The 18711-nt window shown below is 65.5% G+C and carries 17 protein-coding genes; 12 read left to right on the top strand and 5 right to left on the bottom strand.

What is annotated here, in order from left to right; all coding sequences use genetic code 11:
* Positions 1 to 3: 3 nt before the first annotated feature.
* Complete coding sequence (locus tag ACU8YE_RS20980) at positions 4 to 540, bottom strand: PadR family transcriptional regulator (protein WP_260803331.1); 537 nt, start codon at positions 538 to 540, stop codon at positions 4 to 6.
* 190 nt (positions 541 to 730) lie between these two features.
* A complete protein-coding gene (gcvA, locus tag ACU8YE_RS20975) occupies positions 731 to 1651 on the bottom strand; it encodes a transcriptional regulator GcvA (protein WP_446929509.1) in 921 nt (306 codons plus the stop codon).
* A 135-nt stretch (positions 1652 to 1786) separates the two neighbouring features.
* Between gcvA and hglS the strand changes: the two genes are divergently transcribed.
* From hglS to ACU8YE_RS20960, 3 genes are read left to right on the top strand one after another with little or no spacing between them, the layout of a single operon-like run.
* On the top strand, positions 1787 to 3196 hold the full coding sequence (hglS, locus tag ACU8YE_RS20970; protein ID WP_446929508.1) for a 2-oxoadipate dioxygenase/decarboxylase HglS: 1410 nt from the start codon (positions 1787 to 1789) through the stop codon (positions 3194 to 3196).
* Positions 3193 to 4443, top strand: a complete 1251-nt coding sequence (locus ACU8YE_RS20965; RefSeq protein WP_446929507.1) for an aminotransferase-like domain-containing protein — start codon at positions 3193 to 3195, stop codon at positions 4441 to 4443. Before hglS ends, ACU8YE_RS20965 begins: the two co-directional genes overlap by 4 nt.
* Before the next feature lie 38 nt (positions 4444 to 4481).
* A complete protein-coding gene (locus ACU8YE_RS20960; protein WP_446929506.1) occupies positions 4482 to 5921 on the top strand; it encodes an FAD-binding oxidoreductase in 1440 nt (479 codons plus the stop codon).
* Here ACU8YE_RS20960 and ACU8YE_RS20955 read toward each other — a convergent pair.
* The gene (locus ACU8YE_RS20955; protein ID WP_004631370.1) at positions 5906 to 6748 is read right to left on the bottom strand and encodes an IclR family transcriptional regulator; all 843 of its coding nucleotides are present in this window, start codon (positions 6746 to 6748) and stop codon (positions 5906 to 5908) included. The genes ACU8YE_RS20960 and ACU8YE_RS20955 overlap by 16 nt on opposite strands.
* Positions 6749 to 6935: 187 nt before the next feature.
* Between ACU8YE_RS20955 and ACU8YE_RS20950 the strand changes: the two genes are divergently transcribed.
* The 8 genes from ACU8YE_RS20950 (at position 6936) to amaB (ending at position 15246) form a co-directional block, all read left to right on the top strand.
* The gene (locus tag ACU8YE_RS20950; protein ID WP_446929505.1) at positions 6936 to 8000 is read left to right on the top strand and encodes an ABC transporter ATP-binding protein; all 1065 of its coding nucleotides are present in this window, start codon (positions 6936 to 6938) and stop codon (positions 7998 to 8000) included.
* Complete coding sequence (locus ACU8YE_RS20945; RefSeq protein ID WP_446929504.1) at positions 7997 to 8854, top strand: ABC transporter permease; 858 nt, start codon at positions 7997 to 7999, stop codon at positions 8852 to 8854. The genes ACU8YE_RS20950 and ACU8YE_RS20945 overlap by 4 nt, the downstream gene beginning before the upstream one ends.
* Positions 8855 to 8864: 10 nt before the next feature.
* Positions 8865 to 9659 carry an ABC transporter permease gene (locus tag ACU8YE_RS20940; RefSeq protein ID WP_316869081.1) on the top strand — a complete coding sequence of 265 codons (795 nt, stop codon included), beginning with the start codon at positions 8865 to 8867 and terminating at the stop codon, positions 9657 to 9659.
* Positions 9660 to 9672: 13 nt separating this feature from the next.
* Positions 9673 to 9999, top strand: coding sequence for a (2Fe-2S)-binding protein (locus tag ACU8YE_RS20935; RefSeq protein WP_446929503.1), 327 nt, complete (start codon positions 9673 to 9675; stop codon positions 9997 to 9999).
* Positions 9999 to 11429 (top strand): FAD-dependent oxidoreductase, encoded by a 1431-nt coding sequence (locus ACU8YE_RS20930; RefSeq protein WP_446929502.1) that lies wholly within the window; start codon positions 9999 to 10001, stop codon positions 11427 to 11429. The genes ACU8YE_RS20935 and ACU8YE_RS20930 overlap by 1 nt, the downstream gene beginning before the upstream one ends.
* The gene (locus ACU8YE_RS20925; protein WP_446929501.1) at positions 11422 to 12555 is read left to right on the top strand and encodes an NAD(P)/FAD-dependent oxidoreductase; all 1134 of its coding nucleotides are present in this window, start codon (positions 11422 to 11424) and stop codon (positions 12553 to 12555) included. Before ACU8YE_RS20930 ends, ACU8YE_RS20925 begins: the two co-directional genes overlap by 8 nt.
* 26 nt (positions 12556 to 12581) lie before the next feature.
* The gene (locus ACU8YE_RS20920) at positions 12582 to 13646 is read left to right on the top strand and encodes an ABC transporter substrate-binding protein (protein WP_232038994.1); all 1065 of its coding nucleotides are present in this window, start codon (positions 12582 to 12584) and stop codon (positions 13644 to 13646) included.
* Between the two features lie 67 nt (positions 13647 to 13713).
* Entirely contained in the window at positions 13714 to 15246 is a 1533-nt protein-coding gene (amaB, locus tag ACU8YE_RS20915; protein WP_440818690.1) for an L-piperidine-6-carboxylate dehydrogenase, read from the top strand.
* A gap of 71 nt (positions 15247 to 15317) precedes the next feature.
* On the opposite strand, the gene ACU8YE_RS20910 is transcribed toward amaB, so the two are convergent.
* Positions 15318 to 16583, bottom strand: coding sequence for a serine hydrolase domain-containing protein (locus ACU8YE_RS20910; protein ID WP_446929500.1), 1266 nt, complete (start codon positions 16581 to 16583; stop codon positions 15318 to 15320).
* Between the two features lie 184 nt (positions 16584 to 16767).
* On the opposite strand from ACU8YE_RS20910, the gene ACU8YE_RS20905 reads away from it, so the two are divergent.
* The gene (locus ACU8YE_RS20905; RefSeq protein WP_446929499.1) at positions 16768 to 17685 is read left to right on the top strand and encodes a LysR substrate-binding domain-containing protein; all 918 of its coding nucleotides are present in this window, start codon (positions 16768 to 16770) and stop codon (positions 17683 to 17685) included.
* Positions 17686 to 17694: 9 nt separating this feature from the next.
* On the opposite strand, the gene ACU8YE_RS20900 is transcribed toward ACU8YE_RS20905, so the two are convergent.
* On the bottom strand, positions 17695 to 18603 hold the full coding sequence (locus ACU8YE_RS20900) for an alpha/beta fold hydrolase (protein ID WP_446929498.1): 909 nt from the start codon (positions 18601 to 18603) through the stop codon (positions 17695 to 17697).
* Between the last annotated feature and the right edge of the window lie 108 nt (positions 18604 to 18711).

The following is an 18711-nucleotide window of genomic DNA, read 5'->3' as shown; positions in this document are numbered from 1 at the left end:
TTTTTAAGCGGTGACTGAGGCTGGCTCCAGCAACGGCAGCACATCGTCTGCCCATGCGAGCCAGCCTTCTTCGTAAACGATGCCGCGCTGAAGCACCGCGTGTTGCAGCTGCTGCGCACGTGTAAGATCGGGCCGCGCAAAATCGCGCTGCTCGATTTCGCGGAAGGTATTCAGCCGCGTGCGGTGCTGCTCGATCAGGCGCTGCATCTCGTCAGCAAAACCGAGCGGGCCGATCACGGCCTCGGCACGCAGCTTCACCAGCACTTCTTCTCGATTGTCCGACGACACGGTCGGCTCCAGCACCCAGCGGGCGAGTTCGTCCCGGCCCGGCGGCAGGACGGTGTACGTCTTCTTGCGGCTGTCTTCCTCTTCTTCCACGCTCACCCAGCCTGCTTCGGCCATACGGCCGAGCTCGCGGTAGATCTGCTGATGCGTGGCGCTCCAGAAATAGCCCATCGACTTGTCAAAGCGTCGGGCAAGCTCGTAGCCCGACGAGGGCTTTTCCAGCAGGGATGTCAGCAGTGCGTGTTGGATGGACATGGGCGAGAGATAACGTCAGCTTTGTTTTGCGTCGGACCGGGCTTTGAGCATAGCTGGCCCGATCCGACAAATTCGATCTGCGAACTTTACAGAACCCCGATGGGCGAGTCATGCACTGCTTCGCCACCGTTGGTTTGGTGCCGAACGCGCGCGTTCTGCTTGCTCTGTGCACTTGCGAAAGCGCGGCGCTTTACCTTGCAGGCTGCGTGATCATGAAATCTTGCGCCGCTTTCACCAGCCATGTCCGCAGCGCTTGCAGCGGCGGGTAGTCAGCGCGGTTCGTGGGCCAGGCGAGGTAGTAACGCTCCGCGCTCTCCATCTCGGGTACATGCGGCAACGCCTGCACCAGGTCGCCTTGCTGCAGCTCGTGGATGATCAGAAAGCGCGGCAGTAACGCCACGCCCAGGCCCGCAACGGCAGCTTGCGCGGCGGTGGCAAATTGGTCGAACAGCATGCCCTGGGGTTCTGCCCCTGTTACCTGATGACTGGCCAGCCAGCGCGGCCAAGCATCGGGGCGGGAGGCCAGGTGCAACAGCGGCGCATGCAGCAGGTCGCGCGGCTGCGCAAAGTCGTAGCGGGCCAGCAGCGCCGGGCTGCAAGCGGGTACGACGGTTTCGCTCATCAGCAAGGCCAGTTCTGCCCCCGGCCAGTGCGGCGTACCGAAGTGAATGGCCGCATCCACCGCTTCCAGTTGAAAGTCGAACTGCGACAGCCGCGTCGTCAGATTGATGGTGATGCCGGGGTGCTCGTCGAAAAACGCCGGCAGGCGCGGTGCCAGCCAGCGGGTGCCGAACGTCGGCAGGATGGCCAGATTCAAGCTGCCGCCCTGCGGATTGGCTCGGAACCCCACCGTGGCGCTGGAGATGCGCATCAACGCGGCGCGTATTTCCTCCGCATACGCCTGACCCGCCGCGCTCAGGCGCACGGTCTGGCGTTCGCGCACGAACAGTTCTGCACCCAGGCGCTCTTCCAGCGCGCGGATCTGGCGGCTGACGGCACTTTGCGTGAGATGCAGTTCAGCGGCGGCAGCCGTGAAGCTCTGGTGCCGCGCGGCGGCCTCAAACGCGCATAGCAGGGACATCGGCGGCAGAAAGCGGCGGGACAGGAACATGGGAGCGCGGAAATTGTGCGATGCGAAAGTCGCCCAGTCATTCTCGATTGGAATGATCTACGCCCGGATTATCGTTTGACCGGGCTTCATTGGCCACCCTAGCATCGCTTTACCCCTGCCAAACCGAACCCAGTCATGAGCGATCTGCATCAACCTTCGGCGTTCCACTTCGTCAACGCCAACGAAATACGCTCGCGCTTTTCGCGCGCCATGTCCGCCATGTATCGCGAGGAGGTGCCGCAGTACGGCACCCTGGTCGAGCTGGTGGCTGACATCAACGCTCGCACGCTGGAGGCCCAGCCCGCGCTGCACGCGCAGATGGCGCAGTCCGGCGAGTTGGAGCGGCTGGACGTCGAGCGCCACGGCGCCATCCGCGTCGGCACGCCCGCCGAGCTGGCCACGCTGCGCCGGCTGTTTGCCGTCATGGGCATGGAGCCGGTGGGCTACTACGATCTGTCGGTGGCTGGCGTGCCAGTGCATTCGACGGCGTTCCGCCCGGTGGGCGATGCCGCGTTGCTGGCCAACCCGTTCCGCGTGTTCACGTCGTTGCTGCGGCTTGAGCTGATTGCCGACGCTGCCCTGCGTGAGAAGGCCGCCGCCATCCTGGCGCGCCGGCAGATCTTTACGCCGCGCGTGCTGGAACTGATGGCCCAATGCGAAGCCGACGGCGGCCTGGCCGACGCAGATGCCGAAGCGTTCGTACGCGAGGCGCTCGAAACCTTCCGCTGGCACAGCACGGCCACGGTCGACGCCGAGACGTATCGCGCGCTGCAAGCCGCCCACCGCTTGGTGGCCGACGTGGTGTGCTTCCGCGGCCCCCACATCAACCACCTGACCCCACGCACGCTCGACATCGACGCCGCCCAGGCCGCGATGCCCACACGCGGCATGGACGCCAAGGATGTGGTGGAAGGTCCGCCGCGCCGCGACTGCCCCATCCTGCTGCGCCAGACCAGCTTCAAGGCACTGCAAGAAGCGGTGCGCTTTACTGACGATGCAGGCGCCCACACGGCGCGCTTTGGCGAAATCGAGCAGCGCGGCGTGGCCCTGACGCGCAAGGGTCGCGCGCTATACGACCAACTGCTCGCCGAAGTGCGCAACATGGGCAATGCCGGCAGTGCCGCACCCGACTACGGAAGCCGGTTGGCCCAGGCATTCCGCGCCTTTCCGGACAGCCATGACGTGCTGCGTGCGCAAGGGCTGGCGTTCTATCGATACACCCTCACGCCATTGGGCCAGGCACACGCCGACACCGCAGCGGCGGCCGAAGCGTCATTGGATGAACTGCTCGCCAAGGGCTGGGTGCAAGCGGACCCCATCACCTATGAAGATTTCTTGCCGGTCAGCGCGGCCGGCATCTTCCAGTCCAACCTGGGCGGCGAGGAGCAGAAGCAGTATCAAGCCTACGCCGCGCAGCAGGCCTTCGAAGCAGCGCTGGGCGCGCGCGTGCATGACGAAATCGCGCTGTATGAAGCCGCGCAGCAGCGCTCCATCGATCAGGTGCATGCCGTGCTGCGCGGCACGCCCGTGGTGGACGCTGCATGACCGGCCCGCACACGCCTGCCGCCATGCCTGGCTTTGCCGCCCCGTTTGCAAACCCCGCCGGCTCGCCCATCCGTGAACTGTTTCCGTACCTCAGCCAGCCGGGGATGATCTCGCTGGCGGGCGGTTACCCGTCGCCCAGCCTGTTCGACGCCGAAGGGCTGGCGCACGCCACCGCCCAAGCCATGGCGGGCGACGCCCATGCCTTGCAGTACGGCGCGACTGAAGGGCTGCCCGTCCTTCGCACGGCGCTCGCAGCGCTGATGGGCGCACGGGGCATTCAGGCCAGCGCCGAGCAGATGATGGTGACCACGGGCTCGCAGCAAGCGTTTGACCTGCTGGTGCGTGCGTTGATCGAGCCGGGGGATACGGTGCTGGTGGAAGTGCCCGCCTACCCTGCCACGCTGCAAGCCTTGCGCCTGGCGCAGGCCCGCATCGTGCCCGTGCCGATGGACGAACACGGCCTGCAAACCGATGCGCTGGCCGACCTGCTGCATCAGTTGCCCGCCACGCAGCGCCCCAAGCTGCTCTACACCGTCCCGAATTTTTCCAACCCGCGCGGCACGCTGCTCGCTGCCCAGCGGCGCGAAGCCCTGGTGCAGTTGGCCTGCACGCACGGCTTTCGGGTGGTGGAAGACGATCCCTACGGCGAGCTGCGCTTTGATACGGCAGGGGGCGACGCCTCTGCCATGCCACCCACGCTGCGCGCAGTGGGCGATCGGCTTGCCGCAGGCGGCATGAACCCGGTGGTGTATCTCTCCAGCCTATCCAAGACCGTCGCGCCTGCACTGCGGATCGGCTGGATGCTGGCTGACAGCAGCCTGCTGCGCCGCTGCGCCATCGCCAAGCAGACGGTGGATCTGTGTACGTCTCCGCTGGCGCAGATGGTGGCCGCGCGCTATCTGGAAAGCGGCCGCTATCCGGCCACGGTGCGGCGCGCACGCATCGAGTATCAGCGGCGCATGCAGGCCCTGGTGCAAGGTATCGCTACGCAGTTGAATGGCTATGTGCAGTGCGCCACGCCGGCGGGCGGCATGTTTGTCTGGGCCACGTTCGCGCCGTCGATCGACCCGCAGGCGCTTTTCGAGGCCGCCGTGTCGCAGCAGGTGCTCTATGTGCCGGGCAAGGCGTTCTACCCGGACAACGCGCAGCTCAACACCATGCGACTGTCGTTTGCCGCGCCCGAGGTGCCGCAGATCGAACAGGCCGTGCAGCGGCTGGCAGCCGCCGTGGCGCTGGCCATGCGTTGACGCCGCCTCAGATAGAGACAACCTTCATCGCAATAGCCATGACTCCCGACAACCTGATTCCGGCCTTGCGCGACATCGTCGGCGCCGCCAATGTTCTGACCGGCGACGACTGCGCCGAATACGAATCCGATTGGCGCCAGCGCGTGCGCGGCAAGGCGCTGTGCGCGGTGCGGCCCGGCTGCACGGCCGACGTGGCTGCGGTCGTGCGCGCGTGCGCACAAGCCGGTGTGTCCATCGTGCCGCAAGGTGGCAATACGGGGCTGGTGGAAGGCTCGGTTCCCGATGCCACCGGCGAGCAGGTCATCTTGAGTCTGCGCCGCATGCAGACCGTGCGCGCCATCGACGCCGCCAACATGACGATGACGGTGGATGCCGGTTGCGTGCTCCAGTCGCTGCAGGACGTGGCAAGCGAAGCCGGCATGCTGTTCCCGCTGAGCCTGGGTGCGGAAGGCAGTTGCACCATCGGCGGCAACCTGGCGACCAACGCGGGCGGCACACAGGTGCTGCGCTACGGCAATGCGCGCGAGCTGTGCCTCGGGCTGGAAGTCGTGCTGGCCGACGGCCAGGTCTGGGAAAACCTGCAAGGCCTGCGCAAGGACAACACCGGCTATGACTTGCGCAATCTGTTCATCGGCAGCGAGGGCACGCTGGGCATCATCACGGCGGCCACGCTGCGGCTGTATCCGCAACCGGCCGCGCAATTGACGGCGTGGGCCGCCGTACCGTCACTGCAAGCCGCCACGGCATTGCTGGCGTTGTCGCACCGGCATCTGTCTGCGGCGCTCACGGGTTTTGAGGTGATGAGCCAGGAAGGGCTCAGGCTGGTCGACACGCACTATCCGCAGTTGCGCGTGCCGATGTGGCGCGAAACGATGTGGTGCGTGCTGCTGGAAGCGTCCGACAGTGAATCCGAGGCGCACGCCCGGGCGCAGTTTGAACACCTGCTCGAAACCGCGATGGAAGACGGCATCGTGACCGACGCGATCATCGCCGAAAACATCCGGCAGGCGCACGACCTGTGGCACATCCGCGAAAGCATCACGCTGGCCCAGGCGGCCGAAGGACCCAACATCAAACACGATGTCTCGGTGCCGATCTCGCGCATCCCCGAGTTTGTGGCCCAGACCGATGCGCAACTGCAGGCGCTTGCGCCCGGGCTGCGGCTCATCAACTTCGGGCACCTGGGCGATGGGAACCTGCACTACAACGTGCAGCCGCCAGCGGGTGCGGACGCCGCTGCGTTCGTGGCCGCGCATGAGGCTGCGATTGGCGATGCGGTGTACCAGTCCGTCCACCGCTTTGGCGGTTCGATCTCGGCCGAGCACGGCATCGGCGCGCTCAAGCGCGACCACCTTCCGCACTACAAGGCGCCGGTGGCCCTGCACTTGATGCGCACCATCAAACAGGCGCTCGACCCGCAATGCCTGCTGAACCCGGGACGCGTGCTCGAACGACCGCCGGGTCAGATGGCGCGATAGGTATCGCTCACGGCCATCGATTGCATCGGGCGGCGCAGCGTCGGATCGAACGGGTTGATCTGCGTGGTGAGGCGATTGGCCTCGCGCAGCAGCATGTCGTAGACGATGGGCAGGCGATCGGCGCTCAGGCGGTTGGCGAGCGTACCCACGGAAAGCGCGGCGACGACGTTGCCGTTGCGATCGAACACGGGCACGGCAATACCGGCCATGCCTTCGAGCAGCCCGTCCGTCTTGGCGCTATAGCCGCGCTCGCGTGCCTTCCTGACCTCGGAGCGCAGATAGACCTCGTCATAAACGCTGTAGTGCCGGATGCGCGGCAGGTTGTAGCGCAGCACCTCCTCCTGCTCGGCGTCGGGCAGGTGCGCGAGGATCACCAGCGCGCCCTGGCCCACACCGAGTTCGATCCGGCCGCCCACATCGCCGGTGAACGTGCGAATGGGGTACTGCCCTTCCACGCGGTCCAGACATACCGCATCGAAGCCCGAGCGCACCAGCAGCAGCACCGTGTCGCCCAGGCTGGCATTCAACCGCAGCAGGGCCGGCCGGGCGACGGAGCGCAAGTCGTTCACCGCGCCCGCCTGGGCCGCCAGACAGAAAAGATCCAGGCTCAGACGGTACAGCTTGTTCTGCTGATCCTGCTCGACCATGCCTTCTTGCGTCAGCCCCTGCAGCAGGCGGTGCGTGGTGGCCGGGGTCATTCCCAGCGTCTTGGCCAGGTAGGTGACGCGCACACCTTGGTGCTGCTGCTCCGCCATGGTGCGCAGGATCTGGAAAGTGCGGTGCATGGCGCTGCGCTGATGCGCGTCGTCGTCGGAATCTACGGACATAAAGCTGGAATGGACTGAATTTTGTTGATCAATTGTATTCCGATGAACGGAATAAATACGAGAAAAATTCCAACTACAGCGTATACACCTAGGCGAAATCGATGTTTTGGCACATCTGTTGCAATAGCATATCCATATTGTTCAATTGGAAGAGTCTGGCGACGCCCCCGGTCGCAAAGGATCACCGATGAGTTTTCTGCGCCTGAACCATGTCTCCAAGCAGTACGGCGACCTACGGGTCGTACAGGACTTCAACCTGAACGTGCACAAGGGCGAGTTTGTCTCGCTGCTGGGTCCGTCGGGCTGCGGCAAGACGACGACGCTGCAGATGATTGCGGGCTTCGCGGAGGTGACCGAGGGCTCGATCGAGCTGGACGGCAAGGACATCACCCGTGCGAAAGCCAACGCGCGCGGCCTGGGGATCGTGTTCCAGACCTACGCGCTGTTTCCGCACATGACGGTGCGCGAGAACGTGGAGTTCGGGCTGGAGATGCGCAAGTGCCCGCCGGCCGAACGCCGCGAGCGCGCCCTGCAGACGCTGGCGCTCGTGCATCTGGACAAGCACGTTGACCGCTACCCGCGTGAGCTGTCGGGCGGCCAGCGCCAGCGCGTCGCCCTGGCACGCGCGCTGGTCATCAAGCCGCCGGTGCTTCTGCTGGACGAGCCGCTGTCGAACCTGGACGCCAAGCTGCGCGAAGAGATGCAGTTCGAGCTGCGTGAGATCCAGCGCAAGGTGGGCACGACCACCATCATGGTCACCCACGACCAGGCCGAAGCCATGTCGATCAGCGACCGTGTGGTCGTCATGGAGGCAGGCCGCATCACGCAGGTGGATACGCCGCTGGCGGTGTATGAGCATCCGCGCAATGCGTTCATCTCCACCTTTGTCGGCAAGGCCAATCTGCTGCATGCGGCAGTGGTGTCGGGCGCTGACGGCGAGCTTCGTGCATCGGTCGGGTCCGTGCAACTCGCGCTGCCGCCGGGCACGCCGGTGGGCAGCAAGATTGTGCTGGCGCTGCGCCCCGAAAAGATGACGTGCACCGCCGACGGTGGCGGCCGCTGCGAAGGCCGCGTGACCGAACGCTTCTTTCTCGGCAACCAGTGGATGTACACCGTCGACACGCCGCTTGGCGCGATGCTGGTCTCCGCCGTCAACGATGGCGACGCCCCATGCGACGTGGGCCAGACCGTCGGCGTGGATTGGCAAGACCGCTATGTCCGCGTGATCGGTACCGAGGGGGCCGCAGCATGAGCCGCAGACCGATCTGGGTGCCGTGGAGCATGACCGGCCCGGCGCTGGCGCTCTTCGGCGTGATGCTGTTCGTGCCGCTCGCGCTGAGCGTGATGCTGTCGTTCAACGCGTTCGACGCCGACAAGGGCCCGATTGCGGGCACCTTCACGTTTGCGCACTACCTGCATGTGGTGCAAGACCCGTACTACTACGAAATCTTCTGGCGCACGCTGCGCGTTTCAGCGCTCGTGACGCTGATCTGCATCCTGATCGGCGCGCCCGAGGCCTACATCCTGAGCCGGATGCGCAAGCCCTGGCGCTCGATTTTCCTGCTCATCATCCTGGCGCCGCTGCTGATCTCCGTTGTGGTGCGCGCATTCGGCTGGAGCATGCTGCTCGGGCCCGAAGGGTTGATCAACGCCGTGTTCAAGGCCGTTGGCATCGGCTCGGTCAAGCTGCTGTACAACGAGACGGCCGTGGTGATTGCGCTGGTGCATGTGATGCTGCCGTTCATGGTGATTCCGGTGTGGACGTCACTGCAAAAGCTCGACCCGTGGGTGGAAAACGCCGCGCTGTCGTTGTCCGCATCGCACTTCACCACGTTGCGCCGCGTGGTGCTGCCGCAAGTCATGCCGGGCATTCTGTCGGGCAGCCTGATCGTGTTTGGGCTGGCGGCCAGCTCATTCGCCATTCCGGGCCTGCTCGGCGGGCGCCGCGTGAAGATGGTCGCCACGCTCATCTACGACGAATACCTGAACGAACTGAACTGGCCGCTCGGCGCAGCCATCGCGCTGATTCTGCTGGCGGCCAACCTCGTCATCATGCTGGGCTGGAACCGCATGATCGAAGGCCGCTACAAGAAGACGTTGGGCTGAAGGAGCGCACATGCAAAAGAACGGACCGCTCGCGCTCATCTTCAACGCGCTCGTCATCACCTTCATGGTGGCACCGCTGGTGATCGTGTGCATCGTCGCCTTCACGCCCGAAGAAACGCTCACGCTGCCGACCCACCATTTCTCGCTGCGCTGGTTCGACCAGGTGCTGCATCACCCCGACTTCGTGCAGTCGTTCTGGAACAGCCTCTGGCTGGGCCTCGCGGCGGCCACGCTGTCGACCGCGCTGGCGGTGCCGGCTGCCATGGCCATCGTGCGCTTCCGTGCGCCGGGGCTGCAGTATCTGCAAGGCGTGTTTCTGTCGCCGCTGATCATTCCGCACCTTGTGCTGGGCGTGGCGTTGCTGCGCATGTTCTCGCTGGTGGGTGGGCAAGGCAGCTTCGGCTGGCTGATCTTCGCGCACGCGCTGATCGTCACGCCGTACACGATGCGGCTGGTGATGGCGGCGCTGGTGGGCTTTGACCACTCGGTCGAGCATGCTGCCTATTCGCTGGGCGCAAGCAGCTTTACGGTGTTCCGCCGCATGACGCTGCCGATGATCCTGCCGGGCATCACGGGCGGCTGGCTGCTGGCCTTCATCAACAGCTTTGATGAGCTGACCATGTCGATCTTCGTGGTGTCGCCCGCCACCGTCACGCTGCCGGTGCGCATGTATATGTACGCCACGGAATCGCTCGACCCGATGATGGCCGCCGTCTCGGCGCTGATCGTCTTCCTCACGCTCGCGCTGATGCTGCTGCTGGACAAGGTCTATGGTCTGGACCGAATTCTGATCGGCAAGCATTGAGACAGAGATCACGATGAATGCTCCTGCAAACCGCTCTGCCCGCGTGCAGCTCCAGCGCCTCAAAGAGCGCAATCGCCCCACAGTGGCCTTCGTGCTGGACGGCCGCCCTGCTGAAGCACTTGCCGGCGACACCGTCCTGACGGCCGTGCTCACGCAAACGCGCCAGTTGCGCATCAATGAATTCAGTAAGCAGCCGCGCGCCGGCTTCTGCCTGATGGGCGCGTGCCAGGACTGCTGGGTGCGCCTGGCCGACGGCAGATCGCTGCGCGCCTGCCAAACCATGATCGAACCGGGCATGCACATCTGCACGCAACCGGCCGGCAACGAGGGCGCCGCGTGATGACGCAAGCAGCTCCCACCCTGCAGCGGCAATCGCAAGAGGATCTGCAGCCCGTCATCATCGGTGCCGGGCCGGCGGGCGTGCGCGCGGCGCAAACCTTGCTGACACATGGCCTCAAGCCCATCGTGCTGGATGAAGCGCCGCGCTCGGGCGGCCAGATCTATCGCCGCCAGCCGGATGGCTTTAGCCGCAGCGCCGCTGATCTGTACGGCACCGAAGCCGAGCGCGCGCAGGCCATACACCGCACCTTCGACCAGCTCCAACCGCAGATCGATTACCACCCGCAGACCCTGGTCTGGAATGCCCAGCCCGATCTGCTCGACCTGCTGCATGTGCCAACGCGCGCGGTCAGCAGCCTGCCCTGGCGCGATGTGATCGTCGCCACCGGCGCCACCGACCGCGTGCTGCCCATCCCGGGTTGGACGCTGCCTGGCGTCTATACGCTCGGCGGCGCGCAAGTCGCGCTCAAATACCAGGGCTGCGCGATTGGCGATGCCGTCGTGTTTGCCGGCACCGGCCCGCTGCTGTATCTGGTGGCCTGCCAGTACGCCAAGGCCGGCGCGAACGTTGTGGCGGTGCTCGACAGCGCGCCTGCCTCCGCGCGCTACAAGGCGGCGCCTGCCATGCTGGGCCAGCCCGCCGTCATGGCCAAGGGATTGGCACTGGTCGGCTGGCTCAAGCTACATGGCATTCCGATGCACCACGGCGTGCGATTGCTGCGCGCCGAAGGCGATGCGGCGGTGGAACAACTCGTGTGGCAAGACAGCGCCGGCCGCGAGCAGCACACTGCATGTTCCGCCGTGGGCATGGGTTACGCGCTGCGGCCGGAAACACAGCTCGCCGATCTGCTGAGCTGCGCGTTCGAGTTTTCTGCACTGCACCGCTGCCACGTGCCGCGCATCGACGCCATGCGGCGCAGCTCGGTCGCTGGCGTCTATCTGGCAGGCGATGGCGCGGGCATCATGGGCGCCGATGCAGCCGAGTGCTCCGGTGAATTGGCCGCGCTCGCCTTGTTGCAGGACCGGCAAATCACCGTCGAAGACGATCGCTTGGCTGCGCTACGCCAGCGCCTGCAGAAGATCGAGCGGTTCCGCCGCGCGCTGGAAGTCGCCTTCCCGTTTCCAGATGACTGGGCCGTGCACGCCAGCGACGACCTGGTGGTGTGTCGCTGCGAAAACGTCACCGCGGGCACCCTGCGCCAGACGGCAGCCGAATGCGGCGTGCACGAGCTGAACCGGCTCAAGGCGCTGTGCCGGGTCGGCATGGGCCGCTGCCAGGGCCGGATGTGCGGCGCGGCGGCGGCGGAAATTCTGGCGCACGCGCAGTCCGTGCCGCTGGAACAGGTGGGCCGATTGCGCGGGCAGGCACCGATCAAGCCGCTGCCGCTGGATGTGACCGAGGTGATCGAACCGGAGGGCCACCATGCGTGAGCAGCTTGCATGCGACGTGGCCATCATCGGCGGCGGCATCATGGGCAGCGCCACGGCGCTGTTCCTGCGGCGGCGGGGGCTGGCCGTCACCTTGCTCGAACGCGACCTGTGCGGATCGCGCTCCAGCGGCGTCAACTTTGGCGGTGTGCGCCGCCAGGGGCGGTCCATTGAGCAATTGCCGCTAGCGCAGCGTTCGCACCAGATCTGGGGGCGCCTGACCGAGCTGATCGGCACCGAGGCCGAGTACGAACGCAGCGGGCACTTCAAGATCGCGCGCAGCGTGGCCGACATGGAATCGCTGGCCGGTTATGCGGCGCGCAGCGAGGGGTTTGGCCTGGGGCTGCAGCTCATCGAGGGCCGGGCTGCGCTGCAGAAGTATTTCCCGATGGGCGGCGAGCAGATCGTCGGCGGCTCGCTGTGCCCGGAAGACGGACAGGCCAATCCGCGCCTGCTGTCGCCCGCATTTGCACGCGCCGCGCAGGCTGCCGGTGCCGATGTGCGCGAGCACGCGCCGGTGCAATCAGTCGAGCACGATGGCGCGCGCTTTGTTGTCCATGCACGCCAGCATGATCGCGATCTGGAGGTCAAAGCCTCTGCGCTGGTCAACTGTGCCGGGGCGTGGGCCGCCCAGTTTGCCGCGCAATGGGGCGAGCCCGTGCCCATGTTCACCATCCCGCCCACCATGGGCGTGACCGAGCCGCTGCCGTTCTTCCTGCCCTGGAGCCTGGGCGTGGAAGGCGGCGGCATCTATTGCCGCCAGGTGCGGCGCGGCAATGTGGTGTTCGGCGGCGGGCGCGGCTACGTGCTGGACGACCAGCGCGCACGCTCGTCGCACGTGGCGATCCTGCGCCAGCTGCCGCAATTGGCGGCGCTGCTGCCGCAACTCACGGGCGCCCACATCATCCGCACCTGGAGCGGCACCGAAGGCAACCTGCCCGACGACCAGCCCGTGATTGGCCCCAGTGCCCGCCGCCTCGGCCTGTTCCACGCGTTCGGCTTTGCCGGCGCCGGCTTCCAGCTCGGCCCCGGCGTGGGCGATGTCATGGCCGAACTGATTGCCGAAGGCCGCACCACCACACCGATCGAACCCTTTTCCATCCAACGCTTTCTGCCACCCGCAGCTTGATGCACTTGATGCCCCAGGAGACCACCATGCTTGTGAAACACGCGAAAACATCGTTCACGTCCGTCATTGCTGCGGCTGCCGGTATGGCGCTGCTCGCCGCGGGCACCGCCCACGCCGACACCAAGACGCTGTACATCGGCATGAACGGCGGCAACATGGAACGCACCTACACCCAGTTCGTATTCCCGCCGTTCGAGAAGGCCAACAACGTCAAGGTCGTTGTCGTGCCCGGCACCTCGACCGACATCCTCGCCAAGGCGCAGGCGACCAAGGGCCGCGCACAGATGCATGTGATGACGCTGGACGACGGCGTCATGTTCCGCGCCATCGGCATGGGGCTGTGCGAAAAGCTCAAGCCTTCGGCCAACCTGTCGACCGTGCCGGCCATTGCGCACCTCAAGGGTGACTACGCGGTGGGCTTGTCGATGGGCCTGACGGGCCTGGCCTACAGCACCAAGATCTTTGCCGACAAGGGCTGGACGCCGCCCACCTCGTGGGGCGATCTGGCTGACCCGAAATACAAGGGCAAGGTGGTCGTGCAATCCATGCCGGCTTCGTCGTTCGGGCTGGACGCCTTCCTGATGTTCAACCGCCTCAAGGGCGGCACGGAAAAGAACGTCGAACCGGCTTTCAAGGCATGGCCGACCACCATCGGCCCGAACGTGGTCGAGTACATCCCCAACTCGTCGAAGGTGGTGGAGATGATGCAGGCCGGCGATGCAGCGCTGTTCCCGTACACGCTCACGCAGGTGGAGCTGATGAAGTCCAAGGGCATCCCGATGGAATTCGTCGCGCCCAAGGAAGGCGCTGTGGTCCTGCTGACGGCGCAATGCGTGCTGGCCAACAACCCAGATGCCGACCTGGCGCAGAAGCTCGTGGATTACCTGATCAGCCCCGAGGCACAGGCGCTCGCCATGGAAAACGGCTCCTACAATCCAGTCAACCCCAAGGCCCCGCTCAAGGGCAAGGCGGCCGAAGAGCAGAACAAGATGAACACCATCCTGAAGACGGCCGTTGCGCTGGACTGGGATGTGATCAACGCCGAGCGCCCCGAGTGGAGCAAGCGCTGGAACCGCGTCGTCGAGCGTTGAGCGTTACACATCACCGCACCGCAACAGTTTTTCGATTGAACACGAGAGAAGAGCAAGGATTCACGCCATGTCAGATTCACGAACACGATTGCAGACCGTACTGAAGGCCCTCGGCCTGGACCTGAAGGCATACGAAGGGCCGGACTGGACAAGCCGCGCCCCGCGCGACGGAGCGGTACTGGCGACCGTGAAATCGCATACCGCCAGCGAGGCCGAGGCTGCCATCCAGAACGCGCATCAGGCGTATCTGGCATGGCGCATCGTGCCGGCGCCCGTGCGCGGCGAACTCGTGCGCCGCCTGGGCGAGGTTCTGCGCACGCACAAAGCGGCGCTTGGCGAACTGGTGTCGTTGGAGGCCGGCAAGATCACCTCCGAAGGCCTGGGCGAAGTACAGGAGATGATCGACATCTGCGACTTTGCCGTCGGCCTGTCGCGGCAACTGCATGGCCTGACCATCGCCAGCGAGCGCCCTGGGCACCGGATGATGGAAACGTGGCATCCGATGGGCGTGGTGGGCATTATTTCGGCGTTCAACTTTCCGGTGGCGGTGTGGTCGTGGAACGCCGCGCTCGCCCTCGTGTGCGGCAACGCCATCGTGTGGAAGCCGTCGGAGAAAACGCCGCTCACCGCCATCGCTTGTCAGCATCTGATGCAACAGGTGGTCGACGCGTTCAATGCCGAAAAGCCGGGGGCGATTCCTGCTGGTCTGAGCCAGTTGCTGATCGGCGGGCGCGACGTGGGCGAAGCGCTGGTGGCCAGCCACCTTGTGCCGGTGGTCAGCGCCACGGGCTCGACGCGCATGGGCCGCCAGGTGGGCGTGAAGGTGGCGGAGCGCTTCGGCCGCTCGATCCTGGAGCTGGGCGGCAACAACGCGATGATCGTCACGCCCTCGGCGGACCTGGAATTGGCGGCGCGCGCCATCACCTTTGCCGCCGTCGGCACGGCGGGCCAACGCTGCACGTCGTTGCGTCGCCTGATCGTGCACCGCTCGGTGGCCGACACGCTGCTGGCTCGCCTCGAAAAGATCTACCAGAGCATTGCCATTGGCGACCCGCTGGCCGACGGCACGCTGGTCGGCCCGTTGATCGACCAGGCTGCCTTCGACGGCATGCAGCAGGCACTGGCGCAGGCGCGCGCTGAAGGCGGCGAAGTATTGGGTGGCGAGCGCGTGCGTGAAGACCTCGGCGCCGATGCGTGGTATGTGCGCCCTGCGCTGGTCAAGATGCCGAAGCCGACGAAGGTGATGGAAAGCGAGACCTTCGCGCCCATCCTCTATGTCGTGACGTATGACGGCGACACCGAGCAGGCCATCGCGATCCAGAACGGCGTGCCGCAGGGCCTGTCGTCTGCGATCTTCACGGCCAACCTGAGCGATGCCGAACGCTTCATGTCGTCAGCAGGCAGCGACTGCGGCATCGCCAACGTCAACATCGGCACGTCGGGCGCCGAGATCGGCGGCGCATTCGGCGGCGAGAAGGAAACCGGCGGCGGGCGGGAATCCGGTTCGGACGCGTGGAAGGGTTACATGCGCCGCGCCACCAACACCGTCAACTACAGCGGTGCGCTGCCGCTGGCACAAGGCGTCCGGTTCGACGTTTGATCGGCGCTTGAGCGACGTGATGATCAGGGCGGCGCGCGAATTGCTCCGCCGCCTTGATGGTCAACACGCGCTCAACGCGCCGCGCCACCCACTTCCGTGATCGCGCTATAGACCAGCGTGCGCAACTGCCGGCGCACGGGGTAAGCAGACGAAGGCAGCACCTGCGTGAGGAACAGGCCGATCAGGTCTTCCTGCGGATCCACCCAGAAGAACGTGCCGGCCGCGCCGCCCCAGAAGAAATCGCCCGTGCTGCCGGGAATCAACGTAGCGGCCTGCGAGATCGTGGTCGCGAAACCCAGCCCAAATCCGACGCCGTCATACGCGGCCTCGCTGAACATCGAAGGCGACGACAGGCTCGACATGTCCCGCCCGCCCGGCAGATGGTTGGCCGTCATCAGCGCCAGCGTTTTGGGCCCCAGCAGGCGCACGCCGTCCAGCTCGCCGCCCTGCAGCAGCATGCGTGAGAAGCGCAGGTAATCCGCCGCGGTGGAAACCAAACCACCGCCGCCGGAAATGAAGCTGGGCGGCTTCAGATAGGGGCTGGTGTGCGGATCGTCCTGCAAGACCGGCCCACGGTCGGACACCACCTTCGAGCCCATCGCCCCCACCGCATAGCACGCACAGAAGCGCGACGCCTTCTCTTCCGGCACATGAAAGGCCGTATCGACCATGCCCAACGGATCGAAAATCCGTTCCTTCAGGAAGGTCTCGAACGGCATGCCGCTGATCTTGCCGACCAGGTAGCCGAGCACATCGGTGGAAACGGAGTAGTTCCACGCGTCGCCCGGCGAGAACTCCAGCGGCACGCCGGCCAGCTTTTCGATCATCTCGTCGAGCGTGCCGTCGGTGGCAATGTCGCCCAGCTTGAGCCGGCGGTACGCTGCGTCGACATTCGTGTTCTGGTGGAAGCCATAGGTCAGCCCGGAGGTGTGGCGCAGCAGGTCGACCATGCGCATGGGGCGCTTGACCGGGCGCGACTGGAAGCCCTCCATGAAGCCGCCGGCGTGCACGCCCAGGTTCGCCCACGCGGGGATGAACTTGCTGACCGGATCGTCCAGCGCAACCTTGCATTCCTCCACCAGCATCATGAATGCCACCGACGTGATGGGCTTGGTCATCGAGTAGATGCGGAAGATCGAATCTTCAGCCAGCGGCACCTGGCGCTCGCGGTCGGCCAGGCCCAGCACGGAGTTCAGGGCCAGTTCGCCGCGCCGCCACACCTGGACGAGCGCGCCGGGTAGCTTGCCGGTCGCAATGTAGGCGTCATCGATGAAGCGCTCGACCCGTTCCAGCCGATCACGGGACATCCCCTGCGTTTGCGTGCCTTGCCTGTCCATGCCTTCTCCTTGCATTGATGCCCGCGCGAGCGGCGCAGGCGTGCCAGACTCCGATCCGGTCTGCACGGTATTCCGACGCGCGCAAACCGGCCCTGCGACACTGTACAGCGCTGATCCATTGCCCGCGACAATGTCCGGCCCGCGCCTATGCTTCAATGCGGTTCGACCGCAACCCCGACCGAATATGAAGCGCTTCGACGACCTGTACCTCTTCACACGCGTGGTGGAAGCCGGTGGCTTTTCCGCCGCCGAGCGCGCCACGGGCATTCCCAAGTCGCGTTTGAGCCGGCGCATTGCCGAACTGGAGGTTCAGCTCGGCACGCGGCTGCTGCAGCGATCGAGCCATCGCGTATCGGTCACGCCCGTGGGTGAAGCGGTGTATCGGCATGCGCGCGACATGGCCGACGCATCTGCCGCCATTGAAGCGCTGACCGGCGCAGCACGCAGCGAACCGGCCGGCGTGCTGCGCGTCGGCACGTCGCCGTTGCTGGCGGAAACGTTGGTCGCCGGCTGGCTGGCCGAGTTTGCCGATGTGCATCCGAAGCTGCGCATCGAGCTGGATTTGTCCAATACGTACGTCGATCTGATCGAGCAGCGCATTGACGTGGCGATCCGAGCGGCCACGGGGCCACTGCCCTCGCGGGATGTGGTGGCGCGGCATCTGGCGGTCTCGCCGCGCGTGCTGGTGGCCAGCCCCGCATTGATTGCCCGTGTGGGCGAGCCGGACACCCCCGCCGCGCTGGAAGATTTCCCTTGCCTGGGGCAAGGCTCGCTCACACGCAGCCGCGATTGGGTGCTGCAGGATGCGCGCGGGCACCGGCTGTCGCTGCCGATTCGCCCGCGCTTTGCCAGCGACAACATCATCGCCCTGCGCGAAGCGGCCATCGCAGGGCTCGGGCTAGCTGTCCTGCCGCTGCATTGCTGTCATGCGGCGCTTGTCAGCGGCCGCCTGCGGTCGGTGCTGCCAGGCTGGACCCCCGAGCCGGCCGACCTGCACGCACTCTATCCGTCGCGCGCAGGCGTGCCGCCTTCGGTGAAGGCGCTGGTGGCGTTCCTGCGCGAGCGCTTTGCCGCGGAAGCCACTATGCAGCCGATGCCCTGACGCCGCGCGCTACTTCACCACGCGGCCAAGAAAGTCGAGCATGCGCGCACCAATTTCCGCATGGTGCGTCTCCAGCGCAAAGTGGCCGCTGTCGACAAAGTGGATCTCCGCATCCGGCAGGTCGCGCTGGAAAGCCTCCGCGCCGGGCGGAATGAAGATGGTGTCATTGCGACCCCACACCGCCAGCAGCGGCGGGCGATGCGCGCGGAAGTACGCATGCAGCGCCGGATACAGTGCCACGTTGCTCGCGTAATCCAGGAACAGATCCATCTGGATGTCGAGCTGGCCCGGACGGCTCAGAAAATATTGATCCAGCAGGTAGCCATCCGGCGCCACGCGCGTCGGATCCGGCACGCCGTTCAGGTATTGCCACTGCGTCATCTCATCCGACACGATTGCATGCAGCTCGCGGCGATGCGCTTCGTCCGGGTTGTTCCAATACGCCTTGATTGGCGCCCACGGACCTTCGCCCAGGCCTTCCTCATAGCCGTTGCCGTTCTGCGTGACGATGGCGCTGATGCGCTCCGGATGGGCCATCGCCAGGCGCCAGCCAACCGGCGCGCCGTAGTCGAACACGTAGATCGCATACCGCGACAGGCCGATCGCCTGCGTAAAGCCGTCGACCACATGCGCCAGGTTGTCGAACGTGTAGCGGAAGCCGCTCGGCACCTGCGTCAGGCCAAAGCCGGGAAAGTCCGGTGCCACCACGTGATAGCGCGCAGCCAACTGCGGAATCAGGTTGCGGAACATATGCGATGCGCTGGGAAAGCCGTGCAGCAACAGCACGGTCGGCGCATCGGCCGAGCCGGCCTCCCGATAGAACACGCGCGCACCTTCGACATCCACCGTGCGATGACGTACAGCGGTGGGGGCATACGCATCGACAACCAGATCAGCGGCTCGGACAGGGGCGTTCATGGCAAGACTCCGGATGGGTTTCGAGAAAGCAGCGAAACCATAGTAACCCTGTAAACACTGTTTTTCAAGTTACATAAAATTTTCCCATTGCTCGCATGCCGATTTGTG

The sequence above is a fragment of the Ralstonia sp. VS2407 genome (assembly GCF_052950655.1).
The sequence above is the reverse complement of the archived record's forward strand: the minus strand, read 5'-3'. Positions and strand labels throughout refer to the sequence as shown.

Coding starts and splice junctions, on each gene's coding strand:
- ACU8YE_RS20980 (WP_260803331.1), bottom strand. CDS start 540: ATGTCCATCCAACACGCACTGCTGACATCCCTGCTGGAAAAGCCCTCG.
- gcvA (WP_446929509.1), bottom strand. CDS start 1,651: ATGTTCCTGTCCCGCCGCTTTCTGCCGCCGATGTCCCTGCTATGCGCG.
- hglS (WP_446929508.1), top strand. CDS start 1,787: ATGAGCGATCTGCATCAACCTTCGGCGTTCCACTTCGTCAACGCCAAC.
- ACU8YE_RS20965 (WP_446929507.1), top strand. CDS start 3,193: ATGACCGGCCCGCACACGCCTGCCGCCATGCCTGGCTTTGCCGCCCCG.
- ACU8YE_RS20960 (WP_446929506.1), top strand. CDS start 4,482: ATGACTCCCGACAACCTGATTCCGGCCTTGCGCGACATCGTCGGCGCC.
- ACU8YE_RS20955 (WP_004631370.1), bottom strand. CDS start 6,748: ATGTCCGTAGATTCCGACGACGACGCGCATCAGCGCAGCGCCATGCAC.
- ACU8YE_RS20950 (WP_446929505.1), top strand. CDS start 6,936: ATGAGTTTTCTGCGCCTGAACCATGTCTCCAAGCAGTACGGCGACCTA.
- ACU8YE_RS20945 (WP_446929504.1), top strand. CDS start 7,997: ATGAGCCGCAGACCGATCTGGGTGCCGTGGAGCATGACCGGCCCGGCG.
- ACU8YE_RS20940 (WP_316869081.1), top strand. CDS start 8,865: ATGCAAAAGAACGGACCGCTCGCGCTCATCTTCAACGCGCTCGTCATC.
- ACU8YE_RS20935 (WP_446929503.1), top strand. CDS start 9,673: ATGAATGCTCCTGCAAACCGCTCTGCCCGCGTGCAGCTCCAGCGCCTC.
- ACU8YE_RS20930 (WP_446929502.1), top strand. CDS start 9,999: ATGACGCAAGCAGCTCCCACCCTGCAGCGGCAATCGCAAGAGGATCTG.
- ACU8YE_RS20925 (WP_446929501.1), top strand. CDS start 11,422: ATGCGTGAGCAGCTTGCATGCGACGTGGCCATCATCGGCGGCGGCATC.
- ACU8YE_RS20920 (WP_232038994.1), top strand. CDS start 12,582: ATGCTTGTGAAACACGCGAAAACATCGTTCACGTCCGTCATTGCTGCG.
- amaB (WP_440818690.1), top strand. CDS start 13,714: ATGTCAGATTCACGAACACGATTGCAGACCGTACTGAAGGCCCTCGGC.
- ACU8YE_RS20910 (WP_446929500.1), bottom strand. CDS start 16,583: ATGGACAGGCAAGGCACGCAAACGCAGGGGATGTCCCGTGATCGGCTG.
- ACU8YE_RS20905 (WP_446929499.1), top strand. CDS start 16,768: ATGAAGCGCTTCGACGACCTGTACCTCTTCACACGCGTGGTGGAAGCC.
- ACU8YE_RS20900 (WP_446929498.1), bottom strand. CDS start 18,603: ATGAACGCCCCTGTCCGAGCCGCTGATCTGGTTGTCGATGCGTATGCC.